General features: G+C 61.0%; 16 protein-coding genes. 8 read left to right on the forward strand and 8 right to left on the reverse strand.

Annotation, left to right across the window (positions count from 1 at the left end; translation table 11 throughout):
* Positions 1 to 2 precede the first annotated feature (2 nt).
* Positions 3 to 1,013 (reverse strand): MoxR family ATPase, encoded by a 1,011-nt coding sequence (locus ATY78_RS08465; protein WP_088681904.1) that lies wholly within the window; start codon positions 1,011 to 1,013, stop codon positions 3 to 5.
* A gap of 158 nt (positions 1,014 to 1,171) precedes the next feature.
* Between ATY78_RS08465 and ATY78_RS08470 the strand changes: the two genes are divergently transcribed.
* Genes ATY78_RS08470 through ATY78_RS08480 form a run of 3 tightly spaced genes read left to right on the forward strand, consistent with a single transcriptional unit; the run spans position 1,172 to position 3,692 of the window.
* The gene (locus ATY78_RS08470; RefSeq protein ID WP_088681905.1) at positions 1,172 to 1,795 is read left to right on the forward strand and encodes a DUF1285 domain-containing protein; all 624 of its coding nucleotides are present in this window, start codon (positions 1,172 to 1,174) and stop codon (positions 1,793 to 1,795) included.
* Positions 1,792 to 2,442, forward strand: a complete 651-nt coding sequence (locus ATY78_RS08475) for a CoA pyrophosphatase (protein ID WP_088681906.1) — start codon at positions 1,792 to 1,794, stop codon at positions 2,440 to 2,442. Before ATY78_RS08470 ends, ATY78_RS08475 begins: the two co-directional genes overlap by 4 nt.
* Positions 2,439 to 3,692 (forward strand): CCA tRNA nucleotidyltransferase, encoded by a 1,254-nt coding sequence (locus ATY78_RS08480; protein WP_088681907.1) that lies wholly within the window; start codon positions 2,439 to 2,441, stop codon positions 3,690 to 3,692. Before ATY78_RS08475 ends, ATY78_RS08480 begins: the two co-directional genes overlap by 4 nt.
* Before the next feature lie 70 nt (positions 3,693 to 3,762).
* Here the strand turns inward: ATY78_RS08480 and ATY78_RS08485 are convergent, their stop codons facing one another.
* The 3 genes from ATY78_RS08485 to hemF all read right to left on the reverse strand — a co-directional run bounded on the left by ATY78_RS08485 (position 3,763) and on the right by hemF (position 5,339).
* Positions 3,763 to 3,948, reverse strand: coding sequence for a DUF1059 domain-containing protein (locus tag ATY78_RS08485; protein ID WP_088681908.1), 186 nt, complete (start codon positions 3,946 to 3,948; stop codon positions 3,763 to 3,765).
* A gap of 112 nt (positions 3,949 to 4,060) precedes the next feature.
* Positions 4,061 to 4,324, reverse strand: coding sequence for a hypothetical protein (locus ATY78_RS08490; RefSeq protein ID WP_088681909.1), 264 nt, complete (start codon positions 4,322 to 4,324; stop codon positions 4,061 to 4,063).
* A gap of 103 nt (positions 4,325 to 4,427) precedes the next feature.
* Positions 4,428 to 5,339, reverse strand: coding sequence for an oxygen-dependent coproporphyrinogen oxidase (hemF, locus tag ATY78_RS08495; RefSeq protein WP_088681910.1), 912 nt, complete (start codon positions 5,337 to 5,339; stop codon positions 4,428 to 4,430).
* A gap of 166 nt (positions 5,340 to 5,505) precedes the next feature.
* Between hemF and ATY78_RS08500 the strand changes: the two genes are divergently transcribed.
* Complete coding sequence (locus tag ATY78_RS08500; protein ID WP_088681911.1) at positions 5,506 to 5,766, forward strand: hypothetical protein; 261 nt, start codon at positions 5,506 to 5,508, stop codon at positions 5,764 to 5,766.
* 3 nt (positions 5,767 to 5,769) lie between these two features.
* Here the strand turns inward: ATY78_RS08500 and ATY78_RS08505 are convergent, their stop codons facing one another.
* Entirely contained in the window at positions 5,770 to 7,416 is a 1,647-nt protein-coding gene (locus tag ATY78_RS08505) for a Na/Pi cotransporter family protein (protein WP_088681912.1), read from the reverse strand.
* A 198-nt stretch (positions 7,417 to 7,614) separates the two neighbouring features.
* Positions 7,615 to 8,076 carry a tRNA (cytidine(34)-2'-O)-methyltransferase gene (locus tag ATY78_RS08510; protein ID WP_088681982.1) on the reverse strand — a complete coding sequence of 154 codons (462 nt, stop codon included), beginning with the start codon at positions 8,074 to 8,076 and terminating at the stop codon, positions 7,615 to 7,617.
* Positions 8,077 to 8,466: 390 nt separating this feature from the next.
* Here ATY78_RS08510 and ATY78_RS08520 point away from each other — a divergent pair, with 390 nt between their 5' ends.
* The 3 genes from ATY78_RS08520 (at position 8,467) to gvpU (ending at position 12,566) form a co-directional block, all read left to right on the forward strand.
* The gene (locus ATY78_RS08520; protein WP_088681913.1) at positions 8,467 to 10,323 is read left to right on the forward strand and encodes an ABC transporter ATP-binding protein; all 1,857 of its coding nucleotides are present in this window, start codon (positions 8,467 to 8,469) and stop codon (positions 10,321 to 10,323) included.
* A gap of 569 nt (positions 10,324 to 10,892) precedes the next feature.
* Positions 10,893 to 11,372, forward strand: a complete 480-nt coding sequence (locus ATY78_RS28155; protein WP_141105632.1) for a hypothetical protein — start codon at positions 10,893 to 10,895, stop codon at positions 11,370 to 11,372.
* Positions 11,373 to 12,122: 750 nt separating this feature from the next.
* Complete coding sequence (gvpU, locus tag ATY78_RS08530) at positions 12,123 to 12,566, forward strand: gas vesicle accessory protein GvpU (RefSeq protein WP_088681914.1); 444 nt, start codon at positions 12,123 to 12,125, stop codon at positions 12,564 to 12,566.
* A 279-nt stretch (positions 12,567 to 12,845) separates the two neighbouring features.
* On the opposite strand, the gene ATY78_RS08535 is transcribed toward gvpU, so the two are convergent.
* Positions 12,846 to 13,076: a CopG family transcriptional regulator gene (locus tag ATY78_RS08535; RefSeq protein WP_088681915.1), complete on the reverse strand. Its 231-nt coding sequence runs from the start codon at positions 13,074 to 13,076 to the stop codon at positions 12,846 to 12,848.
* Between the two features lie 162 nt (positions 13,077 to 13,238).
* Here ATY78_RS08535 and ATY78_RS08540 point away from each other — a divergent pair, with 162 nt between their 5' ends.
* Positions 13,239 to 15,152, forward strand: a complete 1,914-nt coding sequence (locus ATY78_RS08540; RefSeq protein ID WP_088681916.1) for an ABC transporter ATP-binding protein — start codon at positions 13,239 to 13,241, stop codon at positions 15,150 to 15,152.
* Here the strand turns inward: ATY78_RS08540 and ATY78_RS08545 are convergent.
* Positions 15,108 to 16,040: an endonuclease/exonuclease/phosphatase family protein gene (locus ATY78_RS08545; RefSeq protein ID WP_088681917.1), complete on the reverse strand. Its 933-nt coding sequence runs from the start codon at positions 16,038 to 16,040 to the stop codon at positions 15,108 to 15,110. The genes ATY78_RS08540 and ATY78_RS08545 overlap by 45 nt on opposite strands.
* Between the last annotated feature and the right edge of the window lie 45 nt (positions 16,041 to 16,085).

The following is a 16,085-nucleotide window of genomic DNA, read 5'->3' on the forward strand; positions in this document are numbered from 1 at the left end:
CCTTATCCCTTTGCCTGCTTGACCAGTCCGGCGATGACGTCGCGCACCGACATGCCTTCGGCGCGGGCGGCGAAGGTCAGCGCCATGCGATGCTGGAGAATGGGTTCGGCGAGCGCGAAGATATCGTCAAGAGACGGGGCGAGGCGGCCTTCATAGAGCGCGCGGGCGCGGGCGCAGAGCATCATCGCCTGGCCGGCGCGCGGGCCTGGACCCCAGGCGACGTTCTTGTCGGTCGAGGCATTGCCCTGCCCGGGGCGGGCGGAGCGCACCAGCGAAAGGATGGCGTCGACGACCGTCTCGCTCACCGGCATCTGGCGGACGAGGGTCTGGATCTCGATCAGCCGCTGCGCATCGATGATAGCTTCCGGCCGGGTTTCGCCGAGGCCCGTGGTTTCGAGCAGGATCTGGCGCTCGGCGGCGAGCTCGGGATAATTGACGTCGACCTGCAGCAGGAAGCGGTCGAGCTGGGCTTCCGGCAGGGGATAGGTGCCTTCCTGCTCCAGCGGGTTCTGGGTGGCGAGCACATGGAAGGGAGCCGGAAGGTCGTAGCGCTGGCCGGCGATGGTGATATGATACTCCTGCATGGATTGCAGAAGCGCCGACTGGGTGCGCGGCGAGGCGCGGTTGATCTCGTCGGCCATCAGCAGCTGGGCGAAGACCGGGCCCTTGACGAAACGGAAGGAGCGGCGGCCGGTGTCGTCCTGGTCCATCACTTCGGAGCCGAGAATATCCGAAGGCATCAGGTCGGGCGTGAACTGGATGCGGTTGGCGGCAAGGCCGAGCACTTCGCCGAGCGTCGTCACCAGCCTGGTCTTGGCAAGGCCGGGGACGCCGACGAGCAGGGCATGGCCGCCGGAGAGCACGGCGAGAATGGTGTTCTCGACGACGCTTTCCTGACCGAAGATCACCTTCGAGACTTCTCCGCGGATGGCGGCGATATCGGAGAGCGCCTTCTCGGCGGCGGCGACGATCGCCTTTTCATCGAGGCTGGCTTCGGTCTTCATCATACCCATGGGCATCTCCAACGGCTGAAATCATTCGGCAGCGAATCGGCGGACTTATACATCTGCCTCATACTCGATAGAGTTATGGAGATGCGACGGGCTGACAAGTTCGTTACGAATGACTATCTCGTGACTTCACTTCGTTAAGGACAAACCGGGACGGAAGAATGGCAGCCGAAGAAATCAGCGGACAGGCGGATGCAGCGGGGCTTGCCGCGCTGATTTCGCGCGCGTCTGCCGAAAATAGCGGTAAAAAACGCGGGCTGCCGCCGGTCGAGCGGTGGAATCCGCCTTTCTGCGGCGACATCGACATGGAGATCAGGGCCGACGGCACCTGGTTCTACATGGGCACGCCGATCGGCCGGCCGGCGCTGGTGCGGCTGTTTTCGACGGTTTTGAGAAAGGACGAGGACGAAAAGACGTATCTCGTAACTCCTGTGGAAAAGGTCGGGATCAGGGTCGTCGACGCGCCGTTCGTTGCGGTGGAGATGAGCGTGACGACGCGGGAGGGTGATCAGGTGCTGACGTTCCGCACCAATGTCGGCGATGTCGTGGAGGCGGGAGGAGAACATCGGCTGCGCTTTGCCATTGCCGGCGGCAATGCCGAACTGAAACCCTATCTGCATGTGCGCGGGCGGCTGGAGGCGCTGGTGTCGCGTGCGGTGATGTATGAACTGGCGGCACTCGGCGAGACGCTCGACGTGGAGGGACAGGCGATGTTTGCCGTTCGCTCCGCCGGCGAGGTCTTCCCCGTCATGCCGGCCGACGAACTGGATGCGCTTTCCCGATGAACGATGCGATCACCCAACGTTATCCGCTGTTTTCAGCAGCTGAATTCCGCCGCCGTGCGCTCAATCAGAATGGCGGGCCCGTCGACCATGCCTGGCGCGATCACGGCGACCATGTCCTCAATCCCGATATCGTGGAGGAGGTCGCGACCTTCAAGCTGCGCGATGCCGCCGTGCTCGTGCCCGTTGTCGACGACGGCGAGGAAGCGCGTGTGATCTTCACCAAGCGCACGGCGACGCTGCGCAAACATTCCGGCCAGATCGCCTTTCCCGGCGGCTCGATCGATCCGGCCGATATCTCGCCCGAAATGGCGGCGATCCGCGAGACGGAGGAGGAAATCGGCCTGCCCGGTTCCTACGTCGAGACGGTCGGCAGGCTGCCGAATTACCTCGCTTCGACCGGCTTCCGCATCACGCCCGTGCTCGGCGTCGTCAAGCGGGGTTTCGCGCTGACGCTGAACCCGGCCGAGGTGGACGACGTGTTCGAGGTGCCGCTTTCCTTCCTGATGAACCCGGCCAATCACAACCGCGACAGGCGCGTCATCGACGGCATCGACCGGCATTTCTACCGCATGCCCTATGAAACCAGAATGATCTGGGGCATCACCGCCGGCATCGTCCGCACGCTCTACGAAAGGCTTTATGCATGACCGGCATTGCCGACCAGGCATGGTTCCGTGATCCGGCGCTCGCCCGGGTCCTGGCACTTCTCAATACCGATGAGGGGGAAGGACGGGTCGTCGGCGGCGCGGTGCGCAACAGCCTGATGGGCCTGCCGGTCAGCGATATCGACATTGCCACGACGCTGACGCCCGAAATCGTCATGGAGCGGGCAGCAGTGGCCGGCATCAAGGCGGTGCCGACAGGGCTGCAACACGGCACGGTGACGCTCGTCATCGACGGCAAGCCCTTCGAGGTGACAACGCTGCGCACCGATGTCGAGACCGACGGACGCCGCGCCAAGGTCGCCTTCAGCACCGATTGGAAGGCCGATGCCGAACGGCGCGACCTGACGATCAACGCGCTCTACGCCGATGCCAAGGGCGAGGTGGTGGATCTCGTCGGCGGGCTTGCGGACATCGAGAGGCGCAACATCCGTTTCATCGGCGATGCGACGAGGCGTATCGCCGAAGACCATCTGCGCATCCTGCGCTTCTTCCGTTTCTTTGCCTATTACGGTTCCGGACGGCCGGATGCGGAGGGTCTGAAAGCCTGTGCGGCGGCGCGTCCGAAACTGAAGACGCTCTCGGCCGAACGCGTCTGGTCGGAGCTTCGGAAGCTGCTCGGTGCCGGCGATCCCGGCCGGGCGCTGCTCTGGATGCGGCAGGTGGCGGTGCTGACGGAAATCCTGCCGGAATCGGAACGATGGGGGATCGATGCGATCCCTTCCTTGGTCGCCACCGAGAAGGCGCTCGGCTGGACGCCCGATCCGCTGCTGCGCCTTGCGGCGATCGTGCCGCCCGATGCGGCGCGGCTGGAGGCTCTTGCGGCCCGGCTGAAGCTCTCGAATGCGGAAGCGGCCGCTCTGACGGCCTGGGCGAAAGCGGCGCCGGTCAACGACGAGATATCGCCGGCCGCCTTCGAGCGGCTGCTCTACCGCAACGGCCCGGATGGCATCACGACGCGCCTGAAGCTGGCGCTCGGCGTTGCGCGCGGCAAGGCCGAGGGCGATCTTGCCGAAATGGCGCGCTCGGCGCGGCTCGGCAAGCTCCTGGATCAGGCCACGAACTGGAGGAAGCCGCAATTTCCTCTGAATGGCGGCGATGTGATTGCGGCCGGCATCGCATCCGGCCCGCGCGTCGGCGAACTGCTGGCGGCCCTGGAACATCAGTGGGTGGAGGAGAATTTCGCTTCCGACCGGGCCGCGCTGCTCGCCCGGCTGCAGGAACGCATCCAATAGGGATCATGCGTCGCATCCGGTGGATGCGGCGCTGTCATAGTCGTTGCTGCCAGGACGCGGGCACCGGCTCTCAGGCGGCGCTGGCCTCGTCGCGGATGCGTGCCTTGATATTGTCAACCATGTTTTCGCGTATGGTCGTTTCGCCGTGAGCGGTCTTCAGGTGCTCGACGGCGCGGCGGACCACTTCTGCGTCATTATCCGCCCGGGTGTGCCAGGCGCAGCCGGGAACGAGCGTGCCGCATTCGAAAAGTCGCATGGTTTTCTCCTCTGTCTGGGACGCAACGGCCATCGCGCTTTCACGCGATTGATGAATGTACGTGCGGAGAGAAGGTTCCGGCCGGCAGGAGGTGACGACCGGAGAAGGTGTTTCAGTCGGGCATCGCCCAGGCTTTGAAAGTATCCGAGAGATGGCCGGGCATGTTGCTGTTGGCTGCGTCGTTCTGCAGCTCTTCAGGCGACTTTCCGCCGGCCAGTTGCAGCTTGACCTGCTCGATGAAGCAGGAGAGGGGCAGATCCGAGCCGCTCTTGGCCCGCAGTTTCTCGGCGATGCGTATCAGGAACTCGGGCGTGTCGATTGCACGGAATGTTTCCTGGACATCCGTGGACGCAGGCGAGCCGCTTTGTGTCGTCATGACAATCCTCCTCCGATTGTTACGCACGTACATATAAAGTTAGGACTCACTGAATTTTTATGAAGGTCCCTCAATTCGAATTTATCGACGAGTTATCACAGTCTCACGGCCAGCGGACGACGGGCGGCAGCGACGAGAGAATGGATTCCACGTTGCCGCCGGTCTTCAGGCCGAAAATTGTGCCGCGATCATACAGCAGATTGAACTCGACGTAGCGGCCACGGCGGATCAATTGTTCGTCACGATCGGCCTCCGTCCACAGTTTGTTGAAGTTGGAGCGGACGATTTTCGGATAGACCATGGCGAAGGCCCGGCCGACATCGCGCGTGAAGGCGAAATCGGCCTCCCAGCCGCCGGCTTCGGCGCTCGAATGCAGCCAGTCGTAGAAGATGCCGCCGATGCCGCGGGCTTCGTTGCGGTGCTTCAGGAAGAAATACTCGTCGCACCAGGCCTTGTAGGCGTCGTAATCGGCAACGGCATGGTTGCGGCAGGCGATCTCCATCGCCTTGTGGAAGAGCTGGCTGTCCTCGTCCTCCTGCGTGCGGCGGCGCGACAGCACCGGCGTGAGGTCGGCTCCGCCGCCGAACCAGCGGCTTGTCGTGACGACCATGCGGGTGTTCATGTGCACGGCGGGAACGTTGGGGTTGACGGGATGGGCGATCAGCGAGATGCCGGAGGCCCAGAAACGCGGATCTTCCTTGGCGCCCGGTATCTGGGCGCGAAAGTCCGGCGAGAATTCGCCGTGGACGGTGGAGGTGTGGACGCCGACCTTCTCGAAGACGCGGCCTTCCATCATCGACATGCGGCCACCGCCGCCGGCGCCGTCTTCACGCGACCAATCCTTGGCGACGAAGCGGCCGGGCTCCTGATCGGAAAGCGGGCCTTCCAATTCGTCTTCCAGAGCTTCGAAGGAGGCGCAGATCGTATCGCGCAGCCCTTCGAACCAGTTGCGGGCAGCAGCCTTCTTCTCTTCGATATCGTCAGGCAAGCCGATCGGCAGTTCCGGTCTTTCCATGTCACGCCTCCGCGGCCGGTCCCTCTCAGGACACGACTCGCTCATTCCTCGTTGTCCGCCACCTCTAGCAGGTGGCGCCGCCTCTCGCCAAGCTGCGGCCGAGGCATCAAGATTCGACTCGCAAAGCAAGGGTTTCGATACTACCTTTTCGACAGAGGTAGGTTTGATGGCGAAAATTCCAGGCCCTCCGTCCTTCGACGGGCTGAAGCGCAGAATGGCGAGACACCGGGCGGAAAATTCTGCCCGCACGAAAGACCATTTCGTGCGTCAGACATATTGTCTCGGCCTCCTCGACGCCCGCGCCAAGGCGCGCGAATGGTTCGACGAATATCCGAAAGCGGCCTATTGGACCGAAGTGGAAAGCTGGCGTCAGCTCGACGGCGACCAGATCGAATTCACCATGCGCCGCCTGCCTTCGGCCGACTAACCGTCACTCCACGGTCGTTCGCACGCGGCTTTCGATCAGCAGGCCGTTCTCGTCCATGATCGGATGCGCCACCGAGACGATATGGGCGTTGATGCGCTTCAGGTCGCGCAGCATGTCGAGATGCAGCGAACTCGTCTGCAGGCTGTCGGTGCGGCCGTCGCGCAGGCGTTCGAGATGGCGCTCGGCCGACTGCTTCTCCATCCGGCGGACCTCGACCTTTACCTCCATCATCTGGCGCGCGAGATTGAAATCACGGGTGACGAAGATGGTCTGGGCGACGTGCAGATTGTCGATCGTCAGATCGAACAGCTTGCGCAGTTCCTGATGGCCGTCGTCGGAAAATCTGAGCCCGAGGGAGATTTTCTTCTTCACCTGCTCCAGGAGGCCCTTCTCGATGATGTCGCCCATATGTTCGAGATTGATCGCGTAATCGATGACGACGATCGAGCGGCGGCCGTTTTCGTCGCCGAGACCTTCACGTCCGAGCTTGGAGAGATAGACTTTCACCGCCTGCTGCAGCCGGTCGACGCGTTCTTCGAGGGCCGGGATCTCGGTAAGCTTGGAAGCGTCGTTCCGTTCGAAGGCTTCGGAAACCCGGATCAGCATGCGCTCGATGAGGTCGCCGATGCCGAGCACTTCGCGGGTGGCGCTGGTCAGAGCAATGACGGGCGTCGAAAGTTCGTGCTCGTCCAGATATTTCGGCGCGTTGTCGGGCTCCGGCTGGTCCGGCACCAGCCGGGCCATCAGCGCGGCGAGCGGCCGGGAGAAGGGCCAGGCGAGCGCTGCGAGCAGAAGGTTGAAGGCGAGATGCGCATCGACCGGCAGCTTGGCGGGGCCGAAGGGCAGCAGCTGGATGAGTTCCGCGCCATAGCCTGCGAGCGGCAGGGCGAGGAAGCAGCCGATCATGCGCACGATCAGATTGCCGAGGGTGACGCGCCGGGCCGAGACCGGGCCGGACAATGTCGCGACGACGGGCGGTATCGCGCCGCCGAGATTGGCGCCGAGCACGAGCACGACGACGAGTTCGGCTGATATCAGGCCGGCCGAGGCGAGCGACAGGATCAGAACCACCACCGCCAAGCTCGACGAGGATAGGAAGGCGAGTGCTGCGGAGAAGATGAGCGCCACGGGCAGGGCGCCGTCCAGCAGGCCGATGAAGGCGGCAAGGGCGGGAGAGGCGCGCATGGGCTCAGTCGCAAGGCCGAGGAGATGCAGCGACAGCAGCATCAGCCCGATGCCGATCAGGGCCGCGCCGCCACCCTGGCGGGTGCTGGAGCGGCCACGGTAAAGCACCATGCCGGAAAGGATCAGGAGGGGCGAAAGCCATTCGATGCCCGTGGCGACGATCCAGGCGGTGATCGCCGTGCCGACATTGGCCCCGAGCAGGACGATCTGCGCCATGCGCGGCTTGATGAGATCACGCTCGACGAAGGATGCGGTCATCAGCGCGGTTGCCGTGGAGCTTTGCAGCGCGATGGTTGCCACCAGGCCTGACAGGAAGGAGCGCAGGCCGCCGCGCGTGCCGGTCGCCAGCCCGGTTCTCAGCCGGGCGCCGAAGGCCCTGGACATGCCGTCCTTCACCTGTGCGAGGCCGAACAGCAGCAGGGCCACGGCGCCGAACAGGTTGATCATGATGACCGTGGATTCCATTTTCTTGTTTTTGTTCTTCTTTCTTGTGTCTGGAAAAAATAGAGCCCGGGCTTTTCTGCCTCAAGCCGTTGAAATCATGGAAACTGCGCGAATCTTTTTGATTGCTCGGCTAATGAATATAAGCTGTTTTGGCTGATCGGCAACGCCGGTTTGCGACATTCCGGAACAGATCGGCACATCCGTCGAACCCGGCGCCGATCAAGCCCAGGCGGTCTGACGCATGGTCTCGCCGACGATCATCGCCGCCGAGACCGCGACGTTGATCGAGCGCTGGCCTTCGACCATCGGGATCAGGATGCGGGCATCGGCTTTTTCATGTACCTGATCCGGCACGCCGGCGCTTTCACGGCCGAAAAGCAGGATATCGTCGGGACGGAAAGCAAAGTCGGTGTAGCGATCCGCGGCCTTGGTCGAGGCGAGGATCAGGCGACGGCCTGACGTGGCGCGCCAGGCCTCGAAGCGGTCCCAGCTGACATGGCGGGTCAGCGCGGCGGCGGCGATATAATCCATGCCGGATCGTTTCAGATTGCGGTCGGAGACATCGAAGCCGGCGGGCTCGATCAGGTCGACGGCAAAGCCGAGGCAGGCGGCAAGGCGCAGGATCGTGCCGGTGTTGCCGGGGATATCCGGCTGATAGAGTGCCAGCCTGAGATCAGTCATGACGTGCCGCCTTTTTGTTTTCGTTTCGATGCCAGAGGCGTAATCCAACAGTCATTCCGGAGCAACAGGGGCGCATTTTGGCTCCGAAACGTTCAATTTGCGCCATTATGGGGCTGGAAATTTCGCGGTTTTCGCGGTATCCATGCACGTCTTCAATCGCCAGCAGGGAGGGCCGACATGAATATTTTGCTCCATATGCGCTTTCCCGCCGTGATGCCGATCAAGGCGACATGGCGCCGCTAAGGCGCATTTCTTCCTGAAATCCCCTTCTTGATCCATTGTGCGGCTGTTTCAGCCTCGCCCCTTGAACGTCCGGTTCCCATATGTGCTTGCATGCGCCGGGATGGCGCGAAGCCGGGAGCCGGAACGCTGATGTTTCGGAGCAATTTCATGTTTGGCTGGTTCGAACAGCGACTCAATCCCTTTCCGAGCGAGGAGCCCGTGGCGCCCCCGAAAGGTCTCTTTGCCTTCTGCTGGCATTACAGCAAGCCGGCAGCGCCGTGGCTCGGCCTGATGGCCGTGCTGACTTCGCTGATCGCCATCGGCGAAGTGGCGCTCTTCCAGTTTCTCGGCGACATCGTCGACTGGCTGACCAATGCCGATCGCGCCACCTTCCTGCAGACGGAAGGCCACAAGCTGTTCTGGATGGCGGCGCTGGTGCTGGTCGGCCTGCCGCTGGCGGCCGGGCTCGATTCCCTCATCATGCACCAGATGCTGCTCGGCAATTATCCGATGATGGCGCGCTGGCAGATGCACCGCTTCCTGCTGCGCCACAGCATGACCTTCTTCGCCAACGAGTTTGCCGGGCGCGTCGCGACCAAGGTGATGCAGACTTCGCTTGCCGTGCGCGAAACTGTCATGAAGATCCTCGACGTCTTCGTCTACGTCGTCAGCTACTTCCTGACGATGATCATCGTGATTGCGGCGGCCGACTGGCGGCTGATGATCCCGATCCTCGTCTGGCTCGCCGTCTATATCGGCATCGTCTCCTATTTCGTGCCGCGGCTTCGCAAGATCGCGGCGACGCAGGCGGATGCGCGCTCGATGATGACGGGGCGCGTGGTCGACAGCTACACGAACATCGCCACCGTCAAGCTTTTCTCGCATGCGGGCCGTGAGGAGGTCTATGCGAGGGAGGGCATGGACGAGTTCCTGCAGACCGTGCACAAGCAGATGCGCAAGGTGACGCTCTTCCACATCAGCGTCTACCTGAACAACTGCATCGCGCTCTTCGTCGTCTCTGGCCTGTCGATCTGGTTCTGGCTGAACGGGGCGATCTCGGTCGGCGCGATCGCTATCGCCATCGGTCTTGCCATGCGCGTCAACGGCATGTCGCAATGGATCATGTGGGAAGTCTCGGCGCTGTTCGAGAATATCGGCACGGTTTATGACGGCATGGAGATGATGAGCAAGCAGCACGACATCGTCGACAAGCCGGGAGCACCGGTCCTGACGGCGAAGAAGGGCGCGATCCACTACGACCGCATCCGCTTCCACTACGGCAAGGGCAAAGGCGTCATCGACAACCTGTCGCTCGACATCAAGGCGGGCGAAAAGGTGGGTCTGGTCGGCCGTTCCGGCGCCGGCAAGACGACGCTGATGAACCTGCTCTTGCGCTTCTACGACCTGGAGGCCGGCCGGATCACCATCGACGGGCAGGATATTTCAGGCGTCTCGCAGGAGAGCCTGCGTTCGCTGATCGGCGTGGTGACGCAGGATACCTCGCTGCTGCACCGCTCGATCCGCGACAACATCGCCTATGGCCGTCCCGATGCCTCGGATGCCGAGATCATCGAGGCTGCCAAGCGTGCGAATGCCTGGGAGTTCGTCGAAGGGCTCGTCGACATGCAGGGCCGCCAGGGGCTCGATGCGCAGGTCGGCGAACGCGGCGTCAAGCTGTCAGGCGGCCAGCGCCAGCGCATCGCGATCGCCCGCGTCTTCCTGAAGGACGCGCCGATCCTGGTGCTCGACGAGGCGACCTCGGCGCTCGATTCCGAAGTCGAGGCGGCGATCCAGGAAAACCTCTTCGCCCTGATGGAAGGCAAGACGGTGATCGCGATCGCCCACCGGCTTTCGACGCTGACGGAGATGGACCGGCTGATCGTGCTCGACAAGGGCCGGATCATCGAAGCCGGCTCGCACGGCGAACTGATCGAAAATGGCGGCATCTATGCCGACCTCTGGAACCGCCAGTCCGGCGGCTTCCTCTCCGATCACGCCGAGGAGGCGGAAGAGGCAGCGGAATGAGAGAAGCCCTCCCGGTGGAAACGGGGAGGGCCTTTTACAGTTGAGGGCATTCAAATAGGGATACCGTCCGTGGCTACAGTGCCGATCGCATTGCCAGAACGCCAAACCCAAGCGCGACTCGAGGCTTTGCTGCGTGAGGGCCTTGCCTCTGGCAAGGCCGCGGAGGCAACGCGCGCATTTTGGGACGATCTGAGGCACGAAGCTACGCGGCTGCTGGCGGTACAGAGTAAAAAGAATTCGGCGGCTTAGCGTCAAGCCGACGGCTAGGGAGATATTCTGTGGCAACTTGCCTATCTTTTGGAGCGTGGCGGTGCATCACTCGGTCAGCGCTTTCTGCATCCGGCTTTTACGCTTGCAACACCAGTTTAAGATCTGACCAAAATCGAGATTGTTGAGGCAACCTTCTAGAATTTGACAAGCTAAATTCTATTGGGGTCGCATTGTTGTATATCGCCCGAATCTATGCTTAACAGTGGTTGTAATCGCCCGGTGGTTGAATGACCTTATTAACACTCGATACAGATTTCGGCTTGGCTGTAGAGCCGAGGTATATACACCCTGGGGAAACCGTGGCAAAACCGCGCAGCCTTCACAAACTGGATGGGCATTCGGCCAGTCTCCTGAGGGAATACTTCCAGACCGCCAAGCGTGGCTTAGGCGTTACAAAACTCAATCATCTTTGTTTGATTATCCTTTGGTTGATGGATGAGAGCGGCACAATTTGGTTCGCGCTCGAGGAAGCGTATTCGGCTGATCACTCAGGCAGCCACATTCACCATCCAGTTTCAAGGGTGTGGTCGCTTCCTTCAAAGTATTTAAAGTTAGGACATCCAGCGCTTTTGTCTGGCGATCCGAAGAAAGCCCGCATTGGTGGTGAGATAGTCTATGATCCGGATTTTGGAGAGCACGAATGGGTGATCTCCAACAAGTCAGGAAGGTTTGGACCAAACTCCAAGAAGCAGCCCCGCGAACACCTCGAAAAAGCCGCGGAAGTATGGAAACAGTTTGGTATTGATTTAGATGTACATTATCTAAAGCCTGCGGACTGAATGCCAACAACCGTCAAAATGCTAGATTTGGGCTATGAGAATTTTTGAGCTAACGTCTCGGCCGTCGCAAGTTCGCAAACTTGTAGATCGTTTGGCGAACGGTGAATTTTCCGAACTATTGATCGACGCTCTAGTCGAGTTTCTCTCGACAACGCCGCCGGATGGCGGTGCCTGCGACGATCTAATTGAAGCTACAGGGCTTGAACTAGGATCGGCGGGTGTATGGGATCATCTTCCCGCTGAACGCCTTGCCGACGCTCTCGTCAAATGTCCTTCAACCCCTGTGGCGGTATTTGTCTCATCGTTGCCCAGCGCATACAAAGAACGTGTTAGAGCGCTTCTGAACCAGGTCCCTTCGGAGGAGATTGGCCCATCTCAGTTGAGTGGGCAGAGTAAAATTGCGCCCCCGTTGGTGGAAGTACTACGCAGAGCGCGACATCGAGCCTTTGACCCGCTATCAAGCGAGTATTCCTTCGCTACGTTTCACCATTATCTTCGAGTTGACCACAGCTACGAAATGGTAGTTAAGAAGGAGGCGGAGTTGTTGCATAAGCATTTGTCAGGCGAGTACGCACCCGTATTCCTCGTGGTGAAAGCTCAGTTACCTGGGCACAAGTCAGCTAGTGGGTCTGGGCGGTCGGCTCAATCGGTTGGTGTTGCAAAGGCTTCCAGCCCTTGGGCAATCGGACAGCAACTTGATATTAATATCGTTGATGCCGCTCTTAATTCCTCTACCCGTAGGTCAATCTAATGATGGAACAAGAGAATCGGTCGAGCTCCTCGTCAGATGAAGCAATCGTGCCCCATCCCGATGGGGATTGGCTGCTAGAAGGGCTAGTGGATTTCGCTAATAATACCAGTTTTCGAATAGGTATTATATTGAATGTTAAGGGAATAATGGTGTCTGGAGTTTTAATAGGAGGTAAGCAATATTTCGAGCTATTTGCGGATCGCTTTGCATCGGGGTTTGCCGACAAGGATACCGCTGATCATCTGAGAGAACATTATCGATCGCTCGGGGAAATCTATGACGAGCCTCAGGCCAATGTATCTCGCCCTTCCTTTATCCATCTTGTCGATGCGCAGGTTTATGATCCGAGTGGGAGCAAGCTCCCGAGTGAAAACGGCGAGCTGTGGCGTGGGCGCGTTTCTAGCGTGGACGGCTTCTTTCTGGGGTTGTTTCAGCGAAAATAAGGCTTATGCTTCTACATTCAGTTCTCATGCTTCAAAGTCCGCACGATATACATCCGAATAATCTGCGGTAATCTAGTCTTAGCATGCGGAAAATCCGGCAGTGCACATTTGACGGGCATTGGATCGTCACGTGTTCTAGGTTTCGAGGATATTTGCGCCTATTATCTCATTGAGAGTGACGTCGTTGCGATCTTGTGTGTTATGCCGGCCGCCGGACGTTGCTGCGATACTTGGCGAGAATTGACGCCTGCCGGCAATGATGCCGCGCCATCCGTTATTTCAAAGACTATCGGCCCAGTCGATCACGCGGTCATGTTCGACGACGACGATGGTGTTGGCGGCGGCGATCGTGCGCAGCGCCACGATGCGGCGGCGTTCCTCGCTGTCGAGCCAGGCGGCGATGGCTTCGGTGACGATCACGTCGCGCGGCAGCGCCAGGTCGAGCGACAGGGCATCCAGCCTTTCCGCGAGCGGAAGCGGAATATGCGCATCGAGCATTTTCGTTTCCATGGACCCTCTCTCCGATGAAGCGCGATCGTATCGTCAGATTGTGACGGGTTCGGGGGCAATCAATGGCGATGCCGCCGATGTTATCGTTTATTACCAAAATATTAGGTTGCGTCCGCTTTTCATTCCCTTTGCCGCTCCCCGCAATCCGCCTATATCGCTTCCATGTTCCTGCGCCCCATCCTTCGCCTGTTCGAAACCTGGATCGATCCGTTCCGCCCGCGCGCCAATCTCCAGCCGCCGCGCGCAACGTTCGGTTTCATCTGGTTCTATATCGGCCAGGCGAAGATGCCGTTCATCGCCATGCTCATTCTCGGCGGCATATCGGCGGCCATCGAGGCCGCGCTCTTCTGGTTCGTCGGGCGCCTGGTCGATATCCTCGCCAGTACCACGCCCGGGACCGGCTGGAGCGGCCTTCTGGCGGCCCATGGCGGCGAGCTGTTCGGCATGCTCGCCCTCATCGGCGTCGCGCGCTTCGTCGTTGTCTTCCTGATCGCGCTCGTCGACCAGCAGGTGATCACGCCCGGCTTCTATAATCTAGCACGCTGGCAATCCTATCTCCATGTCTCCCGGCAATCATTGTCGTTCTTTCAGAGCGATTTCTCCGGACGCATCGTCACCAAGGTCTGGTCGGCCGGGCAGGCGACGGGCGATCTCGTCACGTCGCTGATGGAGAGCGTCTGGTTCGTCGGCATTTATGCGGTCACGACGCTCGCGCTCGTCGCCCGGCTCGACTTTTCGCTTGCCGCCGTCGTGCTGTTCTGGCTCGTCGCCTTCGGCCTGCTTGCCCGCCATTTCGTTCCGCGCATCCGCTATCACTCGCGCGAAACGGCGGAAGCCGGATCGATGCTGAACGGCAGGATGGTCGATTCCTACAGCAACATGCAGACATTGAAGCTCTTTGCCCGCGACGAGGAGAGCGATCGCTACATGCGCCAAGGCTTCGACATCTACCAGGATACGGTGCTGCGCTTCACGCGGTTCATCACCGGGGTGAGAGCTTCCATGGCGCTGCTCTCGGGCCTGATGATCGTGACGATGGCCGGCTTGAGCGTCGATCTCTGGCTGCGCGGCCTCGTCAGCTCGGGCGCGGTGGCCTTCTCTCTGGCGCTGGTGCTCAGGCTGAATTTCCTGCTCGGACGGCTGATGACGCAGTTCAACGGCATCATGCGCAATCTCGGCACCATCCAGAACGCCGCCGAGTTGATCTCCCAGCCGCTTGGGCTCGTCGATCGGCCCGATGTCAAGAGCCTGGTGATCCGGCAGCCCGGCATCCGTTTCGATAATGTTTCCTTCCATTACGGCAAGGGCCACCAGCCGGTCGTCGAGAATTTCTCGCTGATCATCCACCCGGGCGAGAAGGTCGGCATCGTCGGCCGTTCGGGCGCCGGCAAATCGACGCTGATGAACCTTTTGCTGCGCCTTTACGACATTCAGGACGGACGCATCCTCGTCGACGGGCAGGATATATCGGCCGTCACGCAGGAATCGCTCCGGATGCAGATCGGCGTCGTCAGCCAGGACACTTCGCTGCTGCATCGTTCGGTGCGCGACAATATTCTGTTCGGGCGGCCGGATGCCGGCGAGGAGCGGCTGGTGGAAGCGGCCCGGCGCGCCGAGGCCATCGATTTCATCTCCCGTCTGCAGGATCAGCAGGGGCGCCGGGGTTTCGATGCGCATGTCGGTGAGCGCGGCGTCAAACTGTCGGGCGGGCAGCGGCAGCGGATCGCCATTGCGCGCGTCATGCTGAAGGACGCGCCGATCCTGGTTCTCGACGAAGCGACGTCGGCGCTCGATTCGGAAGTGGAAGAAGCGATCCAGTCCAATCTTCATCGGATCATGGAAGGCAAGACGGTGCTTGCGATCGCCCATCGGCTGTCGACCATCGCCGCGCTCGACCGGCTGATCGTCGTCGACCTCGGCCGGATCATCGAGGAGGGCAGCCACGACGAGCTGCTTCGCCGCGGCGGGCTCTATGCCGAGCTTTGGGCGCGCCAGTCCGGCGGCTTCCTCGCGGCCGACGAGGACCAGGGTTTAAGGGTCGACGACGAATTCCGCCATGAGGCCAAAATGATTTGATCCGAAGCTGTCCTCGATGCGGCGGACCGATTTCAGCCGCAGGGGCGCCTTGCTGAAGATGTGATCGATCGGAATGCCGAAGGGGCCGGCGACGATCGGCCATGTCGCAGGTTCCAGCGACACCGTGCCCAAGCCCTGGCTGCGCATGAGATACTGCATGTCGGGCGCCAGAATCGAGGTGTTGAAATCACCGGCAAGCACCAGCGGTCCCGGCAGGGAAGGGATGACCTCGGCGAGATCTTCGATTTCCAGGCCGTGGAATTCGTCGTAGTAGGGCTTGGTCAGGTGCGCGGCGAGAAAATTGACCTTCCGGCCGTCGAAATCGATCGTCGAGATCGTCAGCCGGTTGCGCCAGAGGAGCCCGAGGTTGCGGATCCGGGGCTCGATGAGCGGGCGCTTCGACAGGACGAGCGTATCGCATTGCTCCATGCCGATGCCGCAGCCGACGTAATAGGGATAGGTCTTCAGGAGCCGCGGCAGTTCGGACAGCAGCGGTTCGGCCTCCAGGATGTTGACGACATCGGCGCCCGAGCCGATGACCATATCGGCGATGGCGGGGCCGTTTGCGAAATTATCGTTCTCGATATTGAAGGACAGCAGCCGGAAGAGAGCAGCTTGGCTCTCCTCGACGGCGGGCTCTACGAATTCGCGCGCCATCACGGCGCCATGGACGGTAAGGATGGCCGATAGGCCAAGCGTCAGCATCGCGTACCAATGCCGCTTGACGAGAAGGGCCGCGACGGAAGCGGCGGCGGCGGCCACCGCCAGGTGGATCTGGAAGCTGTAAAAAAAGGAAAGCAGATAGAAGTCTTTGACGTAGCGCAGCGAGATGACGGCGAGGACGAGGGTCGTGAGGACGCTGAATACGCAAAAAATCGTGTCTCTCATCCGCTTCGGTCCGGCTTGCTGGCTTGGCTGCGACTGCGCCTATCA

It is taken from the genome of Rhizobium sp. R635 (assembly GCF_002211285.1).
GTDB lineage: Bacteria > Pseudomonadota > Alphaproteobacteria > Rhizobiales > Rhizobiaceae > Rhizobium.

Bases quoted from the DNA above. Each gene is read 5' to 3' on its own strand.
- ATY78_RS08520 (WP_088681913.1), top strand. From the start codon at position 8,467: ATGTTTGGCTGGTTCGAACAGCGACTCAATCCCTTTCCGAGCGAGGAG.
- hemF (WP_088681910.1), bottom strand. From the start codon at position 5,339: ATGGAAAGACCGGAACTGCCGATCGGCTTGCCTGACGATATCGAAGAG.
- ATY78_RS08490 (WP_088681909.1), bottom strand. From the start codon at position 4,324: ATGACGACACAAAGCGGCTCGCCTGCGTCCACGGATGTCCAGGAAACA.
- ATY78_RS08465 (WP_088681904.1), bottom strand. From the start codon at position 1,013: ATGGGTATGATGAAGACCGAAGCCAGCCTCGATGAAAAGGCGATCGTC.
- ATY78_RS08540 (WP_088681916.1), top strand. From the start codon at position 13,239: ATGTTCCTGCGCCCCATCCTTCGCCTGTTCGAAACCTGGATCGATCCG.
- ATY78_RS08475 (WP_088681906.1), top strand. From the start codon at position 1,792: ATGAACGATGCGATCACCCAACGTTATCCGCTGTTTTCAGCAGCTGAA.
- ATY78_RS08470 (WP_088681905.1), top strand. From the start codon at position 1,172: ATGGCAGCCGAAGAAATCAGCGGACAGGCGGATGCAGCGGGGCTTGCC.
- ATY78_RS08545 (WP_088681917.1), bottom strand. From the start codon at position 16,040: ATGAGAGACACGATTTTTTGCGTATTCAGCGTCCTCACGACCCTCGTC.
- ATY78_RS08510 (WP_088681982.1), bottom strand. From the start codon at position 8,076: ATGACTGATCTCAGGCTGGCACTCTATCAGCCGGATATCCCCGGCAAC.
- ATY78_RS08505 (WP_088681912.1), bottom strand. From the start codon at position 7,416: ATGGAATCCACGGTCATCATGATCAACCTGTTCGGCGCCGTGGCCCTG.
- gvpU (WP_088681914.1), top strand. From the start codon at position 12,123: ATGATGGAACAAGAGAATCGGTCGAGCTCCTCGTCAGATGAAGCAATC.
- ATY78_RS08480 (WP_088681907.1), top strand. From the start codon at position 2,439: ATGACCGGCATTGCCGACCAGGCATGGTTCCGTGATCCGGCGCTCGCC.
- ATY78_RS08485 (WP_088681908.1), bottom strand. From the start codon at position 3,948: ATGCGACTTTTCGAATGCGGCACGCTCGTTCCCGGCTGCGCCTGGCAC.
- ATY78_RS08535 (WP_088681915.1), bottom strand. From the start codon at position 13,076: ATGGAAACGAAAATGCTCGATGCGCATATTCCGCTTCCGCTCGCGGAA.
- ATY78_RS08500 (WP_088681911.1), top strand. From the start codon at position 5,506: ATGGCGAAAATTCCAGGCCCTCCGTCCTTCGACGGGCTGAAGCGCAGA.